Origin of the sequence: Pseudomonas sp. USHLN015, assembly GCF_037153275.1 — a bacterium.
Taxonomy (GTDB): domain Bacteria; phylum Pseudomonadota; class Gammaproteobacteria; order Pseudomonadales; family Pseudomonadaceae; genus Metapseudomonas; species Metapseudomonas tohonis.
In genome coordinates this window covers 37,875-55,578 of the sequence record NZ_JBBCKP010000015.1, presented here as the reverse complement: position 1 = coordinate 55,578, position 17,704 = coordinate 37,875, and the positions used below count along the sequence as shown (strand labels likewise).

Annotated in this window: 17 protein-coding genes; 3 read left to right on the top strand and 14 right to left on the bottom strand. The window is 64.6% G+C overall.

The window, feature by feature from the left end; all coding sequences use genetic code 11:
• Positions 1–93: 93 nt before the first annotated feature.
• From rpoD to rpsU, 3 genes are all read right to left on the bottom strand, one after another.
• Positions 94–1,944 (bottom strand): RNA polymerase sigma factor RpoD, encoded by a 1,851-nt coding sequence (rpoD, locus tag WFQ67_RS26605; protein WP_111262271.1) that lies wholly within the window; start codon positions 1,942–1,944, stop codon positions 94–96.
• Positions 1,945–2,011: 67 nt separating this feature from the next.
• The gene (gene dnaG, locus WFQ67_RS26600; RefSeq protein ID WP_337058652.1) at positions 2,012–3,988 is read right to left on the bottom strand and encodes a DNA primase; all 1,977 of its coding nucleotides are present in this window, start codon (positions 3,986–3,988) and stop codon (positions 2,012–2,014) included.
• A gap of 195 nt (positions 3,989–4,183) precedes the next feature.
• The gene (gene rpsU / locus WFQ67_RS26595) at positions 4,184–4,399 is read right to left on the bottom strand and encodes a 30S ribosomal protein S21 (RefSeq protein WP_003085057.1); all 216 of its coding nucleotides are present in this window, start codon (positions 4,397–4,399) and stop codon (positions 4,184–4,186) included.
• Between the two features lie 204 nt (positions 4,400–4,603).
• Between rpsU and tsaD the strand changes: the two genes are divergently transcribed.
• Entirely contained in the window at positions 4,604–5,629 is a 1,026-nt protein-coding gene (tsaD, locus tag WFQ67_RS26590; RefSeq protein ID WP_173177636.1) for a tRNA (adenosine(37)-N6)-threonylcarbamoyltransferase complex transferase subunit TsaD, read from the top strand.
• Positions 5,630–5,683: 54 nt separating this feature from the next.
• Here the strand turns inward: tsaD and plsY are convergent, their stop codons facing one another.
• Positions 5,684–6,253, bottom strand: coding sequence for a glycerol-3-phosphate 1-O-acyltransferase PlsY (gene plsY / locus WFQ67_RS26585; protein ID WP_111262268.1), 570 nt, complete (start codon positions 6,251–6,253; stop codon positions 5,684–5,686).
• 52 nt (positions 6,254–6,305) lie between these two features.
• Between plsY and folB the strand changes: the two genes are divergently transcribed.
• Positions 6,306–6,659: a dihydroneopterin aldolase gene (folB, locus tag WFQ67_RS26580; protein WP_213628177.1), complete on the top strand. Its 354-nt coding sequence runs from the start codon at positions 6,306–6,308 to the stop codon at positions 6,657–6,659.
• Positions 6,650–7,192, top strand: coding sequence for a 2-amino-4-hydroxy-6-hydroxymethyldihydropteridine diphosphokinase (gene folK, locus WFQ67_RS26575; RefSeq protein WP_337058651.1), 543 nt, complete (start codon positions 6,650–6,652; stop codon positions 7,190–7,192). The genes folB and folK overlap by 10 nt, the downstream gene beginning before the upstream one ends.
• On the opposite strand, the gene WFQ67_RS26570 is transcribed toward folK, so the two are convergent.
• From WFQ67_RS26570 to pdxA, 10 genes are all read right to left on the bottom strand, one after another.
• Complete coding sequence (locus WFQ67_RS26570; protein WP_337058650.1) at positions 7,165–8,397, bottom strand: multifunctional CCA addition/repair protein; 1,233 nt, start codon at positions 8,395–8,397, stop codon at positions 7,165–7,167. The genes folK and WFQ67_RS26570 overlap by 28 nt on opposite strands.
• Positions 8,363–8,944 carry a hypothetical protein gene (locus tag WFQ67_RS26565; protein ID WP_337058649.1) on the bottom strand — a complete coding sequence of 194 codons (582 nt, stop codon included), beginning with the start codon at positions 8,942–8,944 and terminating at the stop codon, positions 8,363–8,365. The genes WFQ67_RS26570 and WFQ67_RS26565 overlap by 35 nt, the downstream gene beginning before the upstream one ends.
• A 59-nt stretch (positions 8,945–9,003) precedes the next feature.
• Positions 9,004–10,569, bottom strand: coding sequence for a SpoVR family protein (locus WFQ67_RS26560; protein WP_111262263.1), 1,566 nt, complete (start codon positions 10,567–10,569; stop codon positions 9,004–9,006).
• A 10-nt stretch (positions 10,570–10,579) separates the two neighbouring features.
• Positions 10,580–11,851 carry a YeaH/YhbH family protein gene (locus WFQ67_RS26555; RefSeq protein ID WP_173177646.1) on the bottom strand — a complete coding sequence of 424 codons (1,272 nt, stop codon included), beginning with the start codon at positions 11,849–11,851 and terminating at the stop codon, positions 10,580–10,582.
• 112 nt (positions 11,852–11,963) lie between these two features.
• On the bottom strand, positions 11,964–13,886 hold the full coding sequence (locus WFQ67_RS26550) for a PrkA family serine protein kinase (protein WP_111262261.1): 1,923 nt from the start codon (positions 13,884–13,886) through the stop codon (positions 11,964–11,966).
• 279 nt (positions 13,887–14,165) lie between these two features.
• On the bottom strand, positions 14,166–14,495 hold the full coding sequence (gene glpE / locus WFQ67_RS26545) for a thiosulfate sulfurtransferase GlpE (RefSeq protein WP_213628180.1): 330 nt from the start codon (positions 14,493–14,495) through the stop codon (positions 14,166–14,168).
• Positions 14,492–15,316 carry a symmetrical bis(5'-nucleosyl)-tetraphosphatase gene (locus WFQ67_RS26540; protein ID WP_213628181.1) on the bottom strand — a complete coding sequence of 275 codons (825 nt, stop codon included), beginning with the start codon at positions 15,314–15,316 and terminating at the stop codon, positions 14,492–14,494. Before WFQ67_RS26540 ends, glpE begins: the two co-directional genes overlap by 4 nt.
• Positions 15,317–15,328: 12 nt before the next feature.
• Entirely contained in the window at positions 15,329–15,709 is a 381-nt protein-coding gene (apaG, locus tag WFQ67_RS26535; protein ID WP_111262258.1) for a Co2+/Mg2+ efflux protein ApaG, read from the bottom strand.
• 38 nt (positions 15,710–15,747) lie between these two features.
• Positions 15,748–16,551, bottom strand: coding sequence for a 16S rRNA (adenine(1518)-N(6)/adenine(1519)-N(6))-dimethyltransferase RsmA (rsmA, locus tag WFQ67_RS26530; protein WP_337058648.1), 804 nt, complete (start codon positions 16,549–16,551; stop codon positions 15,748–15,750).
• Between the two features lie 118 nt (positions 16,552–16,669).
• Positions 16,670–17,659, bottom strand: a complete 990-nt coding sequence (gene pdxA / locus WFQ67_RS26525; protein WP_337058647.1) for a 4-hydroxythreonine-4-phosphate dehydrogenase PdxA — start codon at positions 17,657–17,659, stop codon at positions 16,670–16,672.
• Positions 17,660–17,704: the final 45 nt, after the last annotated feature.

Genomic DNA, 17,704 nt, shown 5'->3' with positions numbered 1-17,704 from the left:
GTTCCACGAAGTGATAGGCGGAAGTGTAGACGTGGCAGCTGGCGCTTTGGTAGCAGAAAGAAAAACCCCCGGACTGGCCGGGGGTTTGTTCGATCACTCGTCGAGGAAGGAGCGCAGATGCTCGCTTCGCGACGGGTGGCGCAGCTTGCGCAGCGCCTTGGCTTCGATCTGGCGGATCCGCTCGCGGGTCACATCGAACTGCTTGCCGACTTCCTCGAGGGTGTGGTCGGTGTTCATGTCGATGCCGAAGCGCATGCGCAGGACCTTGGCTTCACGGGCGGTGAGGCCGGCCAGTACTTCGCGGGTCGCTTCCTTGAGGCTTTCTACCGTGGCCACGTCGATCGGGGACTGCATGGTGCTGTCCTCGATGAAGTCGCCCAGGTGGGAGTCCTCGTCGTCGCCGATCGGGGTTTCCATGGAGATCGGCTCTTTGGCGATCTTCAATACCTTGCGGATCTTGTCCTCGGGCATTTCCATGCGCTCGCCAAGCTCTTCCGGGGTGGGCTCGCGGCCCATTTCCTGGAGCATCTGACGGGAGATGCGGTTGAGCTTGTTGATGGTCTCGATCATGTGCACCGGGATACGGATGGTGCGGGCCTGGTCGGCGATCGAGCGGGTGATCGCCTGGCGGATCCACCAGGTGGCGTAGGTCGAGAACTTGTAGCCGCGACGGTATTCGAACTTGTCCACCGCCTTCATCAGGCCGATGTTGCCTTCCTGGATCAGGTCGAGGAACTGCAGGCCGCGGTTGGTGTACTTCTTGGCGATGGAGATCACGAGACGCAGGTTGGCCTCGACCATCTCTTTCTTCGCTCGGCGGGCTTTCGCTTCGCCGATGGACATGCGGCGGTTGACGTCCTTGATCTCGGCGACCTTGAGGTCGACTTCCTTCTCGAGGTCGATCAGCTTCTGCTGGTTGCGCTTGACGTCGTCCACCAGCTTGCCGAGGGCTTCGGCGTACTTGGCCTTGCCCTTGGCGAGGCCTTCGACCCAGGTCAGGTCGACTTCGTTGCCCGGGAACAGGCGCAGGAAGTCGGCACGCGGCATGCGGGCATCACGCACGCAGAGCTGCATGATGGCGCGTTCCTGGGCACGGACGCGGTCGAGGGCGTCACGGACGCGGTCGACCAGGGCGTCGAACTGCTTCGGCACCAGCTTGATGGGCATGAAGAGTTCGGCCAGGCCTTGCAGCTCGTCGATCGCCTGCTTGCTGCTGCGGCCGTGCTTCTTCAGGGCCTTGCGGGCTTTCTCGAGCTGGTCGGATACGGCGGTGAAGCGACGCAGCGCTTCTTCCGGGTCCGGGCCGCCGTCACCTTCTTCCTCGGTGTCGTCGCCGTCGCCTTCCTCTTCTTCGTCCTCGTCCTTTTCCTTCGCGGCGCTGTCGTCCTTCAGGTCGACGGGCTCGACTTCTTCGGCCGGCAGGCTGCCGTCGTCAGGGTCGATGTAGCCGGCGAGGACGTCGGAGAGACGACCGCCTTCGGTGGTGACTCGGTGGTATTCGGCAAGGATGCTGTCGACGGTACCGGGGAAGTGGGCGATCGCGCTCATCACTTCGCGGATGCCTTCCTCGATGCGCTTGGCGATTTCGATCTCGCCTTCGCGGGTCAGCAGCTCCACGGTCCCCATTTCGCGCATGTACATGCGCACCGGGTCGGTGGTCCGGCCGATGTCGGTCTCGACCGCGGCGAGAGCGGCGGCGGCTTCTTCCGCGGCAGCTTCGTCGGTGTCGGCTTCGGCCAACAACAGGGCATCCGCATCCGGGGCACTCTCGAATACGTTGATCCCCATGTCGTTGATCATGCGGATGATGTCTTCCACCTGTTCCGGATCGGAAATATCCTCCGGCAGGTGGTCATTGACCTCCGCGTAAGTCAGGTAACCCTGCTCACGACCACGGGCGATCAACTCTTTGAGGCGAGACTGCTGTTGCGCTTTTCCGGACATAACACCCTATCCACTTAAGGTCTTGGCGGGCTAAAAACAAGCCGAGGATTATACCTGACCAGGTGCCTCACGCGCCAGTTGGGCTGGTGGAGGCTGGAGATGGACTGCGGCTGAGGAGGTCGCGCAGTTGGTCTTTTTCCTCTGCGCTGAGTTCGCTCTGCCTTGCTTTGCGTAGCAGTTGTTCGAGGCTGCGCTCACGTTGGCGGGCCGACAACCTAGTTATAGTGTCGAAAAACTGTTGTTCAAGGTTGTCGCTCGAAATCAACCATTCCTTTTCCGCCAGGGCCTGCAGCAGGCGGCCCTGTTCGGTGCCGTGCCAGCGGGCGATGAGCTGCAGCGAGCGCAGCTTGGGGTTCTTCTGCAGGGCTTCGAGCAGGGACACCATCAGGCGGGCGTACGTGTCGTCTTCTGCCGCGAAATGACTGGCATTTTCGACCTTCTGGGCAAGGTTCGGGTGATGCAGAAGAGTGCGCAGGGCGGTCAGCGTCGGTGACTCGACCTTGATCTCGGTACGCGGCGGGCGCTTGAAGTCGTCGCGCCCGCCCTTCCTGTCCCAGGGCTTGCCGCCTTTCTTCCAGTCGCCTTTCTTGCGCTCACCCTTCTGCCAGTCACCCTGTTGCCGGACGGGTGGTTCGAAGTAGTGCTCCTGGCTCGGCTCGCCGTAGCTTTCGTAGCCGGCGGGGGCGCCGTAGTGGTAGTCGTCGGGGTAGTGCGACGGCTCGCTGCTGGGGGGCGGTGCGTCGTGACTCAGTTGGCCGATCGCCTCACCGTTCAATCCGGTGATTTCCGACAGGCGCTGGCGCATGAGTGTACGCAGGTTGGCGCCGGGAACCTTGTCGATCAGCGGTGCCGCCAGGGTCACCAGGTGTGCCTTGCCTTCCAGGGAACTGGGGTCGGCTTCTTCCTTCAGTTGCTGGAAGAAATAGTCGGCAAGGGGCTGTGCGTGCTGGGTTATGCGGGCGCGGAAGGCGTCGGTGCCTTCGGCGCGCACCAGGCTGTCCGGGTCCTCGCCTTCGGGAAGGAACAGGAAGCGCGCGCGGCGACCGTCTTCCAGGCTCGGCAAGGTGGCTTCGAGTGCTCGCCAGGCAGCCTTGCGGCCGGCCTGGTCGCCGTCGAAGCAGAACAGGATGCTGGGCACGAGGCGGAACAGGCGCCTGACATGTTCCTCGCTGGTGGCGGTGCCCAGGGTGGCGACGGCATTGCGCAGGCCTTGCTGGGCGAGGGCGATGACGTCCATGTAGCCCTCGACGACCATGATTTCGTCGAGGTTGCGGTTGTTCTTGCGGGCCTCGTACAGGCCGTAGAGTTCCTGGCCCTTGTGGAAGACCGGTGTCTCGGGGGAGTTCAGGTACTTGGGCTTGTCGTCACCCAGTACCCGGCCGCCGAAGGCGATGATGCGGCCACGGTTGTCGCGGATGGGGAACATGACCCGGTCGCGGAAGCGGTCGTAGCGCTTGCCGCTCTCGGCGTTCTCGATCAGCAGGCCGGCGTCGATCATGGTCTTCTGCTGCAGGGCGTCGCCGGCCAGGTGCTTGAGCAGGTTGTCCCAGCCCGGCGGTGCGAAGCCCAGGCCGAAGTCGCGGGCGATCTCGCCGGACAGGCCGCGGCCCTTCAGGTAGTCCACTGCCGCCTTGCGCGTCGGGTGGCTTTTCAGGGCCTGGCGGTAGTAGTCCGAGGCGGCGCTGAGCAGGGTGTAGAGGGGGGAGTCCGTGGGTTGGCGCGGGCGGTTGCCGCGACCACTTTCTTCACGCGGGACGTCCATCCCGGCGCGCTTGGCGAGTTCCTCGACGGCCTGGGGGAAGTCCAGGTTGTCGTGGTCCATGACGAAGCCGAGGGCGTTGCCGCCGGCGCCGCAGCCGAAGCAGTAGTAGAACTGCTTGTCCGGGCTGACGCTGAAGGAGGGCGTCTTCTCGTTATGGAAGGGGCAGCGGGCGCTGTAGTTCTTGCCGGTCTTCTTCAGCTGGATGCGCGAACTCACCACTTCGACTATGTCGGTGCGGTTCAGCAGATCGTCGATGAAGCCTTGGGGGATCAGGCCGGCCATAGGGTGCTCAGGACTCGGGAAGGGTCAAAGCATAGGCCTCCATCACCCTTGGGTGATAGCGGCATTACCAGGGGCTGCAAATGCAAAAAACTCCGGCGTTCGCCAGGGCGAAGCGGAGTGTCGCGTGCGGTGCCTGAATGCACTCGCCCGGCCGGAGCCGGGCGATGCTGAAAGCGTGCGGCGAAGCCTGTTAACTCAGTACAGGCGCTCGCGGCGGCGCTGTTCGCGCTGCACTTTCTTGGCGTGACGCTTAACTGCAGCAGCAGCTTTGCGCTTGCGCTCGGCAGTGGGCTTCTCGTAGAACTCGCGGCTACGTACTTCAGCCAGTACACCGGCTTTTTCGCAGGAGCGCTTGAAGCGACGCAGGGCTACGTCGAAGGGTTCGTTCTCTTTAACTTTGACGGCTGGCATCCAGGTCGTACCTTCACTAATTACCGTGGGTGAACGTGCTCCTGGCTAGGGTTGCGGGAGAACGTCGGTTTTCAAGGGTTGCGGATGTTAACGCCTCGCGCCCCGGAATGCAAAGCCTTCAGTCGAAAACCGCTGGCCGGGGCGGAGGGCGGCGATTATGATGCGCGCCTTCTTTATTGGCTAGGCCTCGAAGGCTCGATCCCAATGCTAGTGCTGGGTCTGGAAACCTCTTGCGACGAGACCGGCGTCGCCCTCTACGACAGCGAACGCGGCCTGCTGGCCGATGCGCTGTTCAGTCAGATCGACCTGCACCGCGTCTATGGCGGTGTGGTGCCTGAGCTGGCATCCCGCGATCACGTCAAGCGCATGCTGCCGCTGCTGCGGGAGGTGCTGGACGGTGCCGGCTGCAAGCCGACGGATATCGATGGCATCGCCTATACCTCGGGGCCTGGCCTGGTCGGCGCTCTGCTGGTCGGCGCCTCCTGTGCGCAAGCCCTGGCGTTCGCCTGGGGCGTGCCCGCATTGGGCGTGCACCATATGGAGGGCCATCTGCTGGCGCCCATGCTGGAAGAGCAGCCACCGGAGTTCCCGTTCGTCGCCTTGCTGGTTTCCGGTGGCCATACGCAGCTGGTGCGCGTCGATGGCATCGGCCGCTACGCGCTGCTCGGTGAGTCGGTGGATGACGCCGCCGGCGAGGCCTTCGACAAGACCGCCAAGCTGATCGGCCTGGGCTATCCGGGTGGCCCCGAGATCGCCCGCCTTGCGGAGTCCGGCGTGGCGGGGCGCTTCACCTTCCCGCGCCCGATGACCGATCGCCCAGGCCTGGATTTCAGTTTCAGCGGCCTGAAGACCTTCGCCCTCAACACCTGGCAGCAGTGCCGCGATGCTGGGGACGACGGTGAGCAAACCCGCTGCGACATCGCTCTGGCGTTCCAGCAGGCGGTGGTCGAGACTCTCGTCATCAAGTGCCGCAGGGCCCTGAAGCAGACCGGCCTGAAGCGCCTGGTGATCGCCGGTGGTGTCAGCGCCAACCAGGCCCTGCGCCAGGCTTTGGAGGCGATGCTGGCCGAGCTCCAGGGCAACGTCTTCTACGCGCGTCCGCGCTTCTGCACCGACAACGGCGCGATGATCGCCTACGCCGGTTGCCAGCGCCTGAAGGCCGGGCAGCAGGAAGGCCCTGCGATCGCCGTGCAGGCTCGTTGGCCGATGGAAAACCTGCCGGCCATCTGAACCCCGTGCGGTTTCCTGAAGCCTCAGGCGTGTAGCTTGAGGCTGTCTTCAGTTTCAGAAATGTCGTTCGCGTCCGGCGAAAAGGTCGCGTAGATTGCCGCGGTGTCGCCAGACGATCAGGCAGCAGAGCACGGCCATCGGCAGCAATGCGCCTGGCTTCTGCCAGGCCAGCAGCGGCAGGGTCAGCGGTGTCGCGATCAAGGCCGCGAGCGAGCTGGTACGGGTGAGGGCGAACGTCAGCGCCCAGGCCGCAACCGCCAGCAGGGCGGCCGGGGGATAGAGCCCGAGCAGCATGCCGGCGGCAGTGGCGACGCCCTTGCCGCCACGGAAGCGGAAGTACAGCGGGTAGAGATGCCCGAGCACGGCGGCGAGGCCGATCCAGGCCTGTTTCTGGATGCCGAGCCCGATCAGGTAGGCGACCAGCACGGGCACGAGGCCTTTGAGCAGGTCGCCGAGCAGGGTGAGGATCGCGAGCTTCTTGCCCGCCACGCGCAGCATGTTGGTGGCGCCCGGGTTGCCTGAACCCAGTTCGCGCGGGTCGGCGGTGCCGAACACCCGGCTGAGCAGGATGGCGAAGGACAGCGAGCCGAGCAGGTAGGCGAGGATCGCCAGCAGCCAGAACATTGGTATCCATTCCAGGGCGAGGGAGCCCTGATTCTAACGGGGCAGAACTTACGTGGACACGGTTTTCATCGAGGGTCTTGAAGTCGATACCGTCATCGGTGCGTACGACTGGGAGCGGAGCATTCGCCAGTGCCTGCGCCTGGACCTGCAGATGGGCTGGGACAACCGCCCGGCCGCCGCAGGCGATGAACTGGCCCATGCGCTGGACTACGCCTCGGTGTCCCAGCGCATCCAGGCGTTCGCTGCCGAGTCCCAGTTCCAGTTGGTGGAGACCTTCGCCGAGCGGCTGGTCGCCCTGCTGATGGCTGAATTCCAGATTCCCTGGGTGCGCCTGAAGCTGCACAAGCCCGGCGCGGTTCCCGCTGCCAGCAGCGTTGGCGTGGAGATCGAACGCGGATGCCGCTGACTCCGGTTCTGCTGGGCCTGGGCAGCAACATCGGGCGCGAGGAACACCTGGCAGCCGGCCTCGACGCGCTGGCCGGTTTCCTCCAGGGCATCCAGTGCTCGCCGGTATTCGAAAGCCAGCCGGTGGGCATCAAGAGCGGCCCCTTCTACAACCTGGTGGTGGCCGCCGACTCCGACCTGCCGCTGATGGAGCTGGACCGCCGCCTCAAGTTCATCGAGGCCGACAACGGTCGCTACGCGCCAGACCGCAAGGGCCTGCCGCTGGACATCGATGTGCTGCTCTATGGCGATCTGGTCGGCAGCTTCGATGGCTTGGTGCTGCCCCGTGCCGAGGTGCTGAAGAATGCATTCGTGCTCTGGCCCTTGGCACTGGTGGTGCCCGACCGCCTGCACCCGGGTGAGGGACGCAGCTTCGCGGAGTTGTGGGCGACGGCACAGATCCAGCAACAGCTGTGGCCGGTGCCCTTCGCGTGGCGGGGGCGCCCGTTGACCCCCGACGATCTGCTTCAGGCCTTCCCCGCGCCTTCCTTGTAGGCCTTCAGTGCTTTCAGGCGCTCTAGCTTGAGCGCCTCGCCCAGTTCGGCACCCTTGTAGCCCTTCTCCAGCAGGGGCTGGACCGCGACTGCGCGTGCAGCCGAGGCGGCGCCCCGCAGGTAGTCGGCTTGAGGGTATTCGCGCTGCTCGAGGCCGTGACGGCCACGGGCGTCCATCTCGCAGGCCGCGATGAATTCTTCGAAGCGCTGGGGACGGCGGTAGACGTCGAAGCGCACCAGCAGCTCGGCCAGGGTCGATGCGCGGAGTTCCTGCGCGCGATGGGCGTGGGTATGGAACTCGCCCACCAGCATCGCCAGCTCCTGGCAGTCCCGGGGAACCTTGCAGCGTTCGTTTACCTGCTGGATCAGCTTCAGGCCGCGCTGTTCATGGGCGATGTGCCGGGGCCATTCCTCCTCCGGCGTCTCGCCCTTGCCCAGGTCATGCAGCAGGCAGGCCCAGCGCACGGCGAGGGGTTGCTCATGCTCGGCGCACTGTTGCAGGACGGCGAGCACGTGCAGGCCGGAATCCACTTCCGGGTGGTGCTGCTCGGGCTGGGGGACGCCGAACAGGGCGTCGAGCTCCGGCATCCAGGCCTTGAGCGCGCCACAGTCGCGCAGCACCTGGATGAATACGTCCGGGCGGGGCTCCATCAGGGCGCGGGAGATTTCCTTCCAGCTGCGTTCGGGTGTCAGGGCGTCCAGCTCGCCGGACTCGGCGATCTCACGCATCAGCGCCAGGGTTTCTTCGGCCACCGTGAAGCCCAGTGGCGCATAGCGTGCGGCGAAGCGGGCGACACGCAGTACGCGCAACGGGTCCTCGGCGAAGGCGGGGGAAACGTGGCGGAGGATGCGCCGCTCCAGGTCGCGCTGGCCGCCATAGGGGTCCACCAGCACGCCGTGTTCGTCTTCGGCGATGGCGTTGACGGTGAGGTCGCGGCGGATCAGGTCCTCTTCGAGGCTGACGTCCGGGCTGGCGAAGAAGGTGAAACCGCCATAGCCACGCCCGCTCTTGCGCTCGGTGCGCGCCAGTGCGTACTCCTCGCCACTTTGCGGATGAAGGAACACCGGGAAATCCGCGCCCACGGGCTTGAAGCCCTGCTCGAGCATTTCTTCAGCGGTCGCGCCGACGACGACCCAGTCCACTTCCGTGACCGGGTGCTGCAACAGCCGGTCACGAACCGCGCCGCCCACCTTGTATATCTGCATGCTCACCTCCGAGGGTGCGGAGGATAGCAGCCCGCTCGTTGGCTGCGATGGGGATTTGCCGGGTCAGTGCCTCCACGGCGCTTTCCAGCAACTCGGCGCTGTCCCAGGAGGGGCTCAGGCCCGTACTGGCGATGCCTTCCCAGAGCACCAGGCCGTCGAGGTCGGTGATGCGCAGGCGCAGGGTGCCGGTTTCGTCACGCAGGCGGTGGATGGCCTGGTAGGGGCCGAGCGGGTTGGGCGGTGCCTGGTCGACCTTGAACTCCAGAGGTGCGTCCTGCAGGGCCAGCCAGTAGTAGACGCGCAGCTCGGGGCTCTGGCTTTCGTGGTAGCCGCGCGCGGCAAGGCCCTGGCGAAGCAACGGGTCGAGGCGGATGTAGTGCTCGCGATAGGGCGCCGGGCTTTGCAAGGCCTGCTCCGGGGGAATCAGCTGGAAGCTGTGGCGGATGGCCAGGCCGCTGTCGGCCGGTCTGAGCACCTGGATGCTGGGGATGTGGGTGGAGCAGGTGGCCAGGACCAGGCACAGCAGCAGGACGAGGAACAGGCGCATCGACGCTCTCCATGGACGATGACCGCATGCTCGGGGTCGCCCGGCATGCGGTCAACCGATCAAATGGGCGGGATGACTAGGTCCAGTCGCGGGTATTCGCCGTCTTCGCTGCGCTCGCCCTTGGGAGGCACGTGGTGGGTGCCGGTGATCTGCTCGCCGTTCATGGTCTCCAGGTGGATGTCGAAGCCCCATAGACGGTGCAGGTGGCGCAGCACCTCTTCGGTGGATTCGCCGAGCGGCTTGCGATCGTGCTGTTGGTGGCGAAGGGTCAGGGAGCGGTCGCCGCGGCGGTCGACGTTCCAGATCTGCACGTTGGGCTCGCGGTTGCCGAGGTTGTACTGGGCGGCGAGCGTCTCGCGGATCTGCCGGTAGCCGGGTTCGTCATGGATGGCGGGTACCAGCAACTCGTCCTTCTGGTCGTCGTCGAGGATGCTGAACAGCTTGAAGTCACGGATCACCTTGGGTGAGAGGTACTGGAGGATGAAGCTCTCGTCCTTGAAGCTCTTCATGGCGAACTTGATGGTGGAGAGCCAGTCGCCGCCGGCGATATCGGGGAACCAGCGCTTGTCCTCCTCGGTGGGTTCTTCGCATATGCGGCGGATGTCGCGGTACATGGCGAAGCCCAGGGCATAGGGGTTTATGCCGCTGTAGTAGGGGCTGTCGAAGCCGGGCTGGAACACGACGCTGGTGTGGGACTGGAGGAACTCGAGCATGAAGCCCTCGGTAACCAGGCCTTCGTCGTAGAGGTCGTTCATCAGGGTGTAGTGCCAGAAGGTGGCCCAGCCTTCGTTCATGACCTGGGTCTGGCGTTGCGGATAGAAGTACTGGGCGATCTTGCGCACGATGCGCACGATCTCGCGCTGCCAGGGCTCCAGCAGTGGCGCGTGCTTCTCGATGAAGTAGAGGATGTTTTCCTGGGGTTCGGGCGGGAAGCGCCGGTTGTCCTTGTCGCCGCCCTTGCCGGCGCCCTTGGGGATGGTGCGCCAGAGGTCGTTGATCTGCTTCTGCAGGTGCTCCTCGCGCTCCTTCTGGCGGCGCCGTTCTTCTTCGGCGGAGATCGGGTAGGGGCGCTTGTAGCGGTCGACGCCGTAGTTCATCAGGGCATGGCAGGAGTCTAGCAGGTCTTCCACCGCGTCGATGCCGTGGCGCTCCTCGCACTGCATGATGTACTGCTTGGCGAACACCAGGTAGTCGATGATCGAGCTGGCATCGGTCCAGGTGCGGAACAGGTAGTTGCCCTTGAAGAAGCTGTTGTGGCCGTAGCAGGCGTGGGCGATCACCAGCGCCTGCATGGTGATGGTGTTCTCCTCCATCAGGTAGGCGATGCAGGGGTCTGAGTTGATCACGATCTCGTAGGCCAGGCCCATCTGTCCGCGGGAATAGCCTTTCTCCGTGGCCAGGAAGTGCTTGCCGTAGGACCAGTGGTGGTAGCCCAGCGGCATGCCCACGGACGCGTAGGCATCCATCATCTGCTCGGCGGTGATGACTTCGATCTGGTTGGGATAGGTGTCAAGCGCATAGCGCTCGGCCAGCCGGCCGATCTCGCGGTCGTAGGTGCGGATCAGGTCGAAGGTCCACTCGGACCCCGTGGAGATGGGCTGCCTCTTCTTTTCTGTGGCGGTCATGTCACGGCCCTCAGTTAACCAGTCGGCGCTGGAACAGTTCGCGGAACACCGGGTAGATGTCGCCAGCGGTGACGATCTGTTGCTGGGCGAAGGTGTCGGCGAAGGCGTCGCAGACCTGCTCGTACTCGAACCAGAGCGCCTGGTGCTCGCGTGGGGTGATCTCTACATAGGTGTAGTACTGCACGAAGGGCATGATCTGCTTGATCAGGATGTCCCGGCAGATGGGCGAGTCGTCGTTCCAGTTGTCGCCGTCCGAAGCCTGGGCTGCGTAGATGTTCCATTCGTTGACGGGGTAGCGCTCGGCCATGATCTCCTGCATCAGCTTGAGGGCGCTGGAGACGATGGTGCCGCCGGTCTCGCGGGAGTAGAAGAACTCCTCCTCGTCGACCTCGCGGGCGCTGGTGTGGTGGCGGATGAACACGACTTCGATCTTGTCGTAGTTCCGCTTGAGGAACAAGTACAGCAGGATGAAGAAGCGCTTGGCGATGTCCTTGGTCGCCTGGGTCATGGAGCCCGAGACGTCCATCAGGCAGAACATCACGGCCTTGGAGCTGGGGTTGGGCTGCTTGACCAGCAGGTTGTACTTGAGGTCGAAGGTGTCGAGGAACGGCACCCGCTCGATGCGTGCGCGCAGCTTGAGGATCTCGGCTTCCAGTTCCTGGATGTCGCCGAAGTTGTCCGGCTCCTCGCGCTTGAGGCGGGCAAGCTCTTCACGGGCGATGCGCAACTTGGCGCGGCTGGAGCCGGAAAGCGCGATACGCCGGGCGTGGGCCGAGCGCAGGGTACGGATGATGTTGATGCGCGAGGGGTTGCCCTCGTTGCTGATGCCGGCGCGTACGGTCTTGAAGGTGTCGCTGCCGGTGAGGTGGCGTTTCACCAGGTTGGGCAGTTCGAGGTCCTCGAACATGAAGTCGAGGAACTCCTCCTGGGTGATTTGGAAGACGAACTCGTCCATGCCTTCGCCGGAGTTGCTCGCCTTGCCGCTGCCACGCCCCGCGCCGCCGCCCTGGGGGCGCGGAATGCGTTCGCCGGTGGTGAATTCCTTATTGCCGGGATGGACGATGGTCTGGCGCCCGCCACGGCCATGGTGCAGCACCGGCTCGTCGATATCCCGGCCGGGGATGCTGATCTGCTCGCCATGCTCCATGTCGGTGATGGAGCGGCGGCTGACCGCTTCCTCCACCGCTTTCTTGATGTGGTCGCGGTACCGCCTGAGGAAGCGCTGGCGGTTAACCGTGCTCTTGTTCTTGCCATTCAGGCGTCGGTCGATCACGTAGCTCATGGATGCCCCTCCGGGGCAGCTTCAAGCCGCAAGCTGCAAGCTGCAAGTAGACGCGCAGAGCACCGGCCCCCGCCCCTACCTGCCGCTTGGAGCTCGTAGCTTGTGGCTGCTGTTACTGCGACTTGCGTACCCGCAGGTACCACTCGGACAGCAGGCGAACCTGTTTCTCGGTGTAGCCGCGCTCGACCATGCGTTTGACGAAATCGTTGTGCTTCTGCTGTTCGTCCTTGCTGCCCTTGGCGTTGAAGCTGATGACCGGCAGCAGGTCCTCGGTGTTGGAGAACATTTTCTTCTCGATCACCACCCGCAGCTTCTCGTAGCTGAGCCAGGTGGGGTTCTTGCCGTTGTTGTTGGCCCGGGCGCGCAGCACGAAGTTGACGATCTCGTTGCGGAAGTCCTTCGGGTTGCTGATGCCGGCCGGTTTCTCGATCTTCTCCAGCTCCTCGTTGAGGGCGACGCGGTTGAGGATTTCACCGGTCTCCGGATCGCGGTATTCCTGGTCCTGGATCCAGAAGTCGGCGTAGAGCACATAACGGTCGAAGATGTTTTGGCCGTACTCGCTGTACGACTCGAGGTAGGCGGTCTGGATTTCCTTGCCGATGAACTCGATGTAGCGCGGGGCGAGGTATTCCTTGATGTAGCGCAGGTAGCGCTCGCGCACTTCGGCGGGGAACTGTTCCTGCTCGATCTGCTGTTCGAGCACGTAGAGCAGGTGCACCGGGTTGGCGGCGACCTCATGCGGGTCGAAGTTGAACACCTTGGACAGGATCTTGAAGGCGAAGCGGGTCGACAGGCCGTTCATGCCTTCGTCGACGCCTGCGGCGTCGCGGTATTCCTGGATCGACTTGGCCTTGGGGTCGGTATCCTTGAGGTTCTCGCCGTCATAGACGCGCATCTTCGAGTAGATGTTGGAGTTCTCGGGTTCCTTCAGGCGTGACAGGGCGGAGAACTGGGCGAGCATCTTCAGGGTGTCGGGCGCGCAGTGGGCATGGGCCAGCGAGCTGTTGGCCAGCAGCTTGTCGTAGATCTTGATCTCGTCGGTGACGCGCAGGCAGTAGGGCACCTTGACGATGTAGATACGGTCGATGAACGCCTCGTTGTTCTTGTTGTTGCGGAAGCTGTGCCATTCCGACTCGTTGGAGTGGGCCAGCAGGATGCCCTGGAAGGGGATGGCCCCCAGCCCCTCGGTGCTGTTGTAGTTGCCTTCCTGGGTGGCGGTCAGCAACGGGTGCAGCACCTTGATCGGTGCCTTGAACATCTCGACGAATTCCATCAGGCCCTGGTTGGCCCGGCACAGTGCGCCCGAATAGCTGTAGGCGTCGGCGTCGTTCTGCGGGAATTCCTCCAGCTTGCGGATATCCACCTTGCCCACCAGGGCGGAGATGTCCTGGTTGTTCTCGTCACCGGGCTCGGTCTTGGCCACGGCGATCTGGTTGAGGATCGAGGGATAGAGCTTGACCACGCGGAACTGGCTGATGTCGCCGCCGAACTCGGCGAGGCGCTTGGTGGCCCAGGGCGACATGATGGTGGAGAGGTAGCGGCGGGGGATGCCGTAGTCCTCTTCGAGGATGGCGCCGTCCTCGGTGGCGTTGAACAGCCCGAGGGGCGATTCGAACACCGGCGAGCCCTTGATGGCGTAGAAGGGCACTTTCTCGATCAGCTGCTTGAGCTTCTCGGCCAGGGACGATTTGCCGCCGCCGACCGGGCCCAGGAGGTAGAGGATCTGTTTCTTCTCTTCCAGGCCCTGCGCCGCATGGCGGAAGAAGGCGACGATCTGGTCGATGCAGTCTTCCATGCCGTGGAAGTCGGCGAAGGCCGGGTAACGGCGTATCACCTTGTTGGAGAAGATCCGCGAAAGCCGCGAGTCGGCGGAGGTATCCAGCAGCTCCGGTTCACCGATGGCCATGAGCATGCGCTCGGCTGCGGTGGCATAGGCGCTGCGGTCCTGCTTGCACAGGTCGAGGTATTCCTGAAGGGAATACTCCTCCTGGCGGGTCGCCTCGAAGCGTTGTTGGAAGTGGCTGAAAATGCTCATTACGTCACCTCGCTGGATACTGGGAGCCGGCGGGGTCGGTCACGCGGGTGTGGGCAGTCAGCCGACGAGTCGGCCGATGAGAATCCCCCAGAACACCTAAATGGTCGCCGCCGATGGCCCGGAACCGGTGTGCCGGCTCTCCCCTGTTGGATGGCCTGACCTAAGAGTAGTTCGGAATCCGGCAGGTCAAGGATGACGGAAGGATAACAAGAGATTGCCGTTCGTCAGGTCGCGGCGCGAGACCAGTGATGGCGCGGGGTTGCGCCATCGAGAATTTTTTTACTCGACGCTGCCCTGGGCGACTTCATCGGGGTAGGTGGCGCGCCAGAGCTCGAAGCCGCCGTCCAGGCTGTAGACATCGGAGAAGCCCTGGCCCACAAGGTAGGCCGCAGCTCCCTGGCTGGAATTGCCGTGGTAGCAGGTGACGATCAATGGCTTGTCGAGGTCGGCCCTGGCGATGAAGTCGGCCAGGGAGTAGTTGTCCAGGTGCTGCGACCCGGCGATGTGGCCGTTGGCGTAGCTCTGCGGGTCACGGATGTCGACCACCTGTGCACCCTGTTCGCGCAGCGCCTGGGCGCGCTCCGGGGGTATACGCTGGAATTCGCTCATGCTTTGTTCTCCTCGCAACTGCAGCTGATGCGTTCGCCGCTGTCGACGTTCAGCAGGGTCATGGCCCCGCCCCAGACACAACCGGTGTCCAGGGCGTAGAGGCCGGGTTCGTCGCACTTGCCTTCCAGTGCCGCCCAGTGGCCGAAGATGATCTTCTGGCCGCGGGTCTTTCGTCCCGGGTGGCTGAACCAGGGGGCGTAGCCGGGCGGGGCGGTGTCGACGCCTTCCTTGCTCTTGAGGTCCAGGGTGCCATCGGCCGTGCAGAAGCGCATGCGGGTGAAATAGTTAGTGATGACACGCAGGCGGGCAACGCCTTGCAGGTCACTGTCCCATTTCGCCGGCTCGTTGCCGTACATCCCGTCCAGGAAGAGCGGCAGGCGCGCATCGTCCAGCAGGACTTCCTCCACCTCGGCGGCGCGTTTCAGTGCCTTGGCCAGGGTCCAGTTGGGCGGGATCCCGGCGTGGACCATGGCGATGTCGCGCTGCTCGTCGTAGTGCACCAGCTTCTGCCGCCGCAGCCAGTCGAGTAGGTCCGCCGCATCGGGGGCCTCGACGATCTCGCGCAGGGTGTCGGACTTCTTCAGGCGTTCGGTGTTGTGTGCCACTGCCAGCAGGTGCAGGTCGTGGTTGCCGAGCACGCAGGTCAGGCTGTCGCGCATGGCGTACAGGAAGCGCAAGGTCTCCAGGGACTGCGGGCCGCGATTGACCAGGTCGCCGACCAGCCACAGGCGGTCGCGGGCGGGGTCGAAGGCGACGCGTTCGAGCAGGCACTCGAGCGGGGTGAGGCAGCCCTGGAGGTCGCCGACTGCGTAAACCGTCATCGAGCTCTCCTGTCAGTGCAGCGCGCCAGGAACGGCCAGGCGGAAGGGGGCGATCTCGGCATCGAAGCGCTTGCCGTCCTCGGCGACCATCTGGTAGCTGCCCTGCATGGTGCCGACGCGGGTCGCCATCACGGTGCCGCTGCTGTAGACGTGGCTCGCGCCCGGTTCGATCAGCGGCTGCTGGCCGACCACGCCGGCACCGCGCACTTCCTGCACATGGCCGTCGCCATCGGTGATCACCCAGTGGCGCGATACCAGCTTGGCCGGTAACTCGCCTTCATTGCGAATGGTCACGGTGTAGGAGAAGGCGAAGCGGCTCTGTTCGGGCTGCGACTGCTCCGGGAGGAAGCGGGTGGTGACGCTGACGGCGACCAGGTAGCGGGAATCGGGCACGGGTCTGTTCTCTGGAACCGGAATGGAAGTCTAGGGCGTCATGCGCCCGTTGTCTGTTCGGCCAGCTTGTCGGCCAGGCGCACGAAGGCCGCCAGGTCCAGCTGTTCGGGACGCAGGCCGCCCTCTACGCCGGCCGCCTCGATGGCGTTACTGTCGAGCAGGCCCTTGAGGGTGTTACGCAGGGTCTTGCGGCGCTGATTGAAGGCTTCGCGCACCACGCGCTCCAGCAGGCGGTGGTCCTTGGCCGGATGCGGCAGCACGTCGTGGGGCACCAGGCGGACGATGGCCGAGTCCACCTTGGGCGGCGGATTGAAGGCGCCGGGGCCGACGTTGAACAGGTGCTCCACGCGGCAGTGGTACTGGACCATGATCGACAGGCGACCCCAGTCGCCACCGCCGGGCTCTGCGGCCAGGCGCTCGACCACCTCCTTCTGCAACATGAAATGCATGTCGCGTATCAGGTGGGCGTTATCCAGCAAGTGGAAGATCAGCGGGGTGGAGATGTTGTAGGGCAGGTTGCCCACCACGCGCAGGTTGTTGGGCGTGGCGTCGAGCTGGGCGAAGTCGAACTTGAGGGCATCGCCCTGGTTCAGGCGGAAGCGCGGCTCGGTACCGAACTTGCCCTGCAGGATGGGGATCAGGTCGAGGTCCAGCTCGATGACGTCGAGCTGTGCGCCACTGCCGAGCAGGCCCTCGGTGAGTGCGCCCTGGCCCGGGCCGATCTCCACGAGGTGTTCGCCTTCCTTCGCGTGGATGGCGCGCAGGATGCGGTGGATGACGCCGGCGTCATGCAGGAAGTTCTGGCCGAAGCGCTTGCGTGCGCGGTGTTGGTATTCGGACATTGCGGGCTCCAGGTGGAGCAGCTTGAAGCCGGTAGCTTGAAGCTGGAAGCGGGGAAAGGCGCGCAGTCTACAGCATTGCGCCGACCAGGCCGAAATGTGCTGATCGGCGCTTGCAGGCTCAGCTACGGCTGGCTGCCATCTCGTAGGCCGTCTCCAGTGCCACCTGCAGGCTGCCGCCGTCGATACGCCCGGTTCCGGCCAGGTCGAGGGCGGTGCCGTGGTCGACCGAGGTGCGGATGATCGGCAGGCCAAGGGTGACGTTCACCGCCGCGCCGAAGCCCTTGTACTTCAGCACCGGCAGGCCCTGGTCGTGATACATGGCCAGCACCGCATCGCAGTGCTCCAGGTGCTTCGGCGTGAACAGGGTGTCGGCCGGGAGCGGGCCGATCAGGTTCAGGCCCTCCTCGCGCAGGCGTTGCAGGCAGGGCTCGATGACTTCGACCTCCTCGCGTCCCAGGTGGCCGCCTTCCCCCGCATGGGGATTGAGGCCGCAGACCAGGATGCGGGGTGTGGGCAGGCCGAATTTCTCCACCAGGTCGGTGTGCAGGATGCGGGTGACCCGTTCCAGGCGCTCGGTCGTGATCGCGGCGGCAACGTCCTTGAGCGGCAGGTGGGTGGTCACCAGGGCGACGCGCAGGCCGCGGGTGGCGAGCATCATCACCACCTGCTGGGTTTGGGTCAGTTCGGCGAGGAACTCCGTGTGGCCGGAGAAGGCGATTCCGGCCTCGTTGATCACACCCTTGTGCACGGGCGCCGTGATCATTCCGGCGAAGTGGCCATCCAGGCAGCCCTTGCCTGCGCGGGTCAGGGTGTCGAGCACGTAGCTGGCATTGGCGCGATCGAGCACGCCGGGCTGGACGGGGGCTTGCAGCGGGGTGTCCCAGACATAGAGCGATCCCGCTTCTGCGGGGCTGTCGGGCCAGGCGTCGGGTGATACGGGGATGACGCCGATGTCGAGGCCGAGCTGGCTGGCGCGCTCTTGCAGCAGTGCCTGGCTGGCGATGGCGATCAGCGGGTAGGGCTGGCGTTCGCGGGACAGGAGCAGGCAGAGGTCCGGGCCGATGCCGGCGGGTTCACCAGGGGTGAGGGCGAAGCGGGGAAGGGGCATTGCGGGGCTCTCCGGCTGTGGCGCGTGGCGGCGATTGTACCGCCA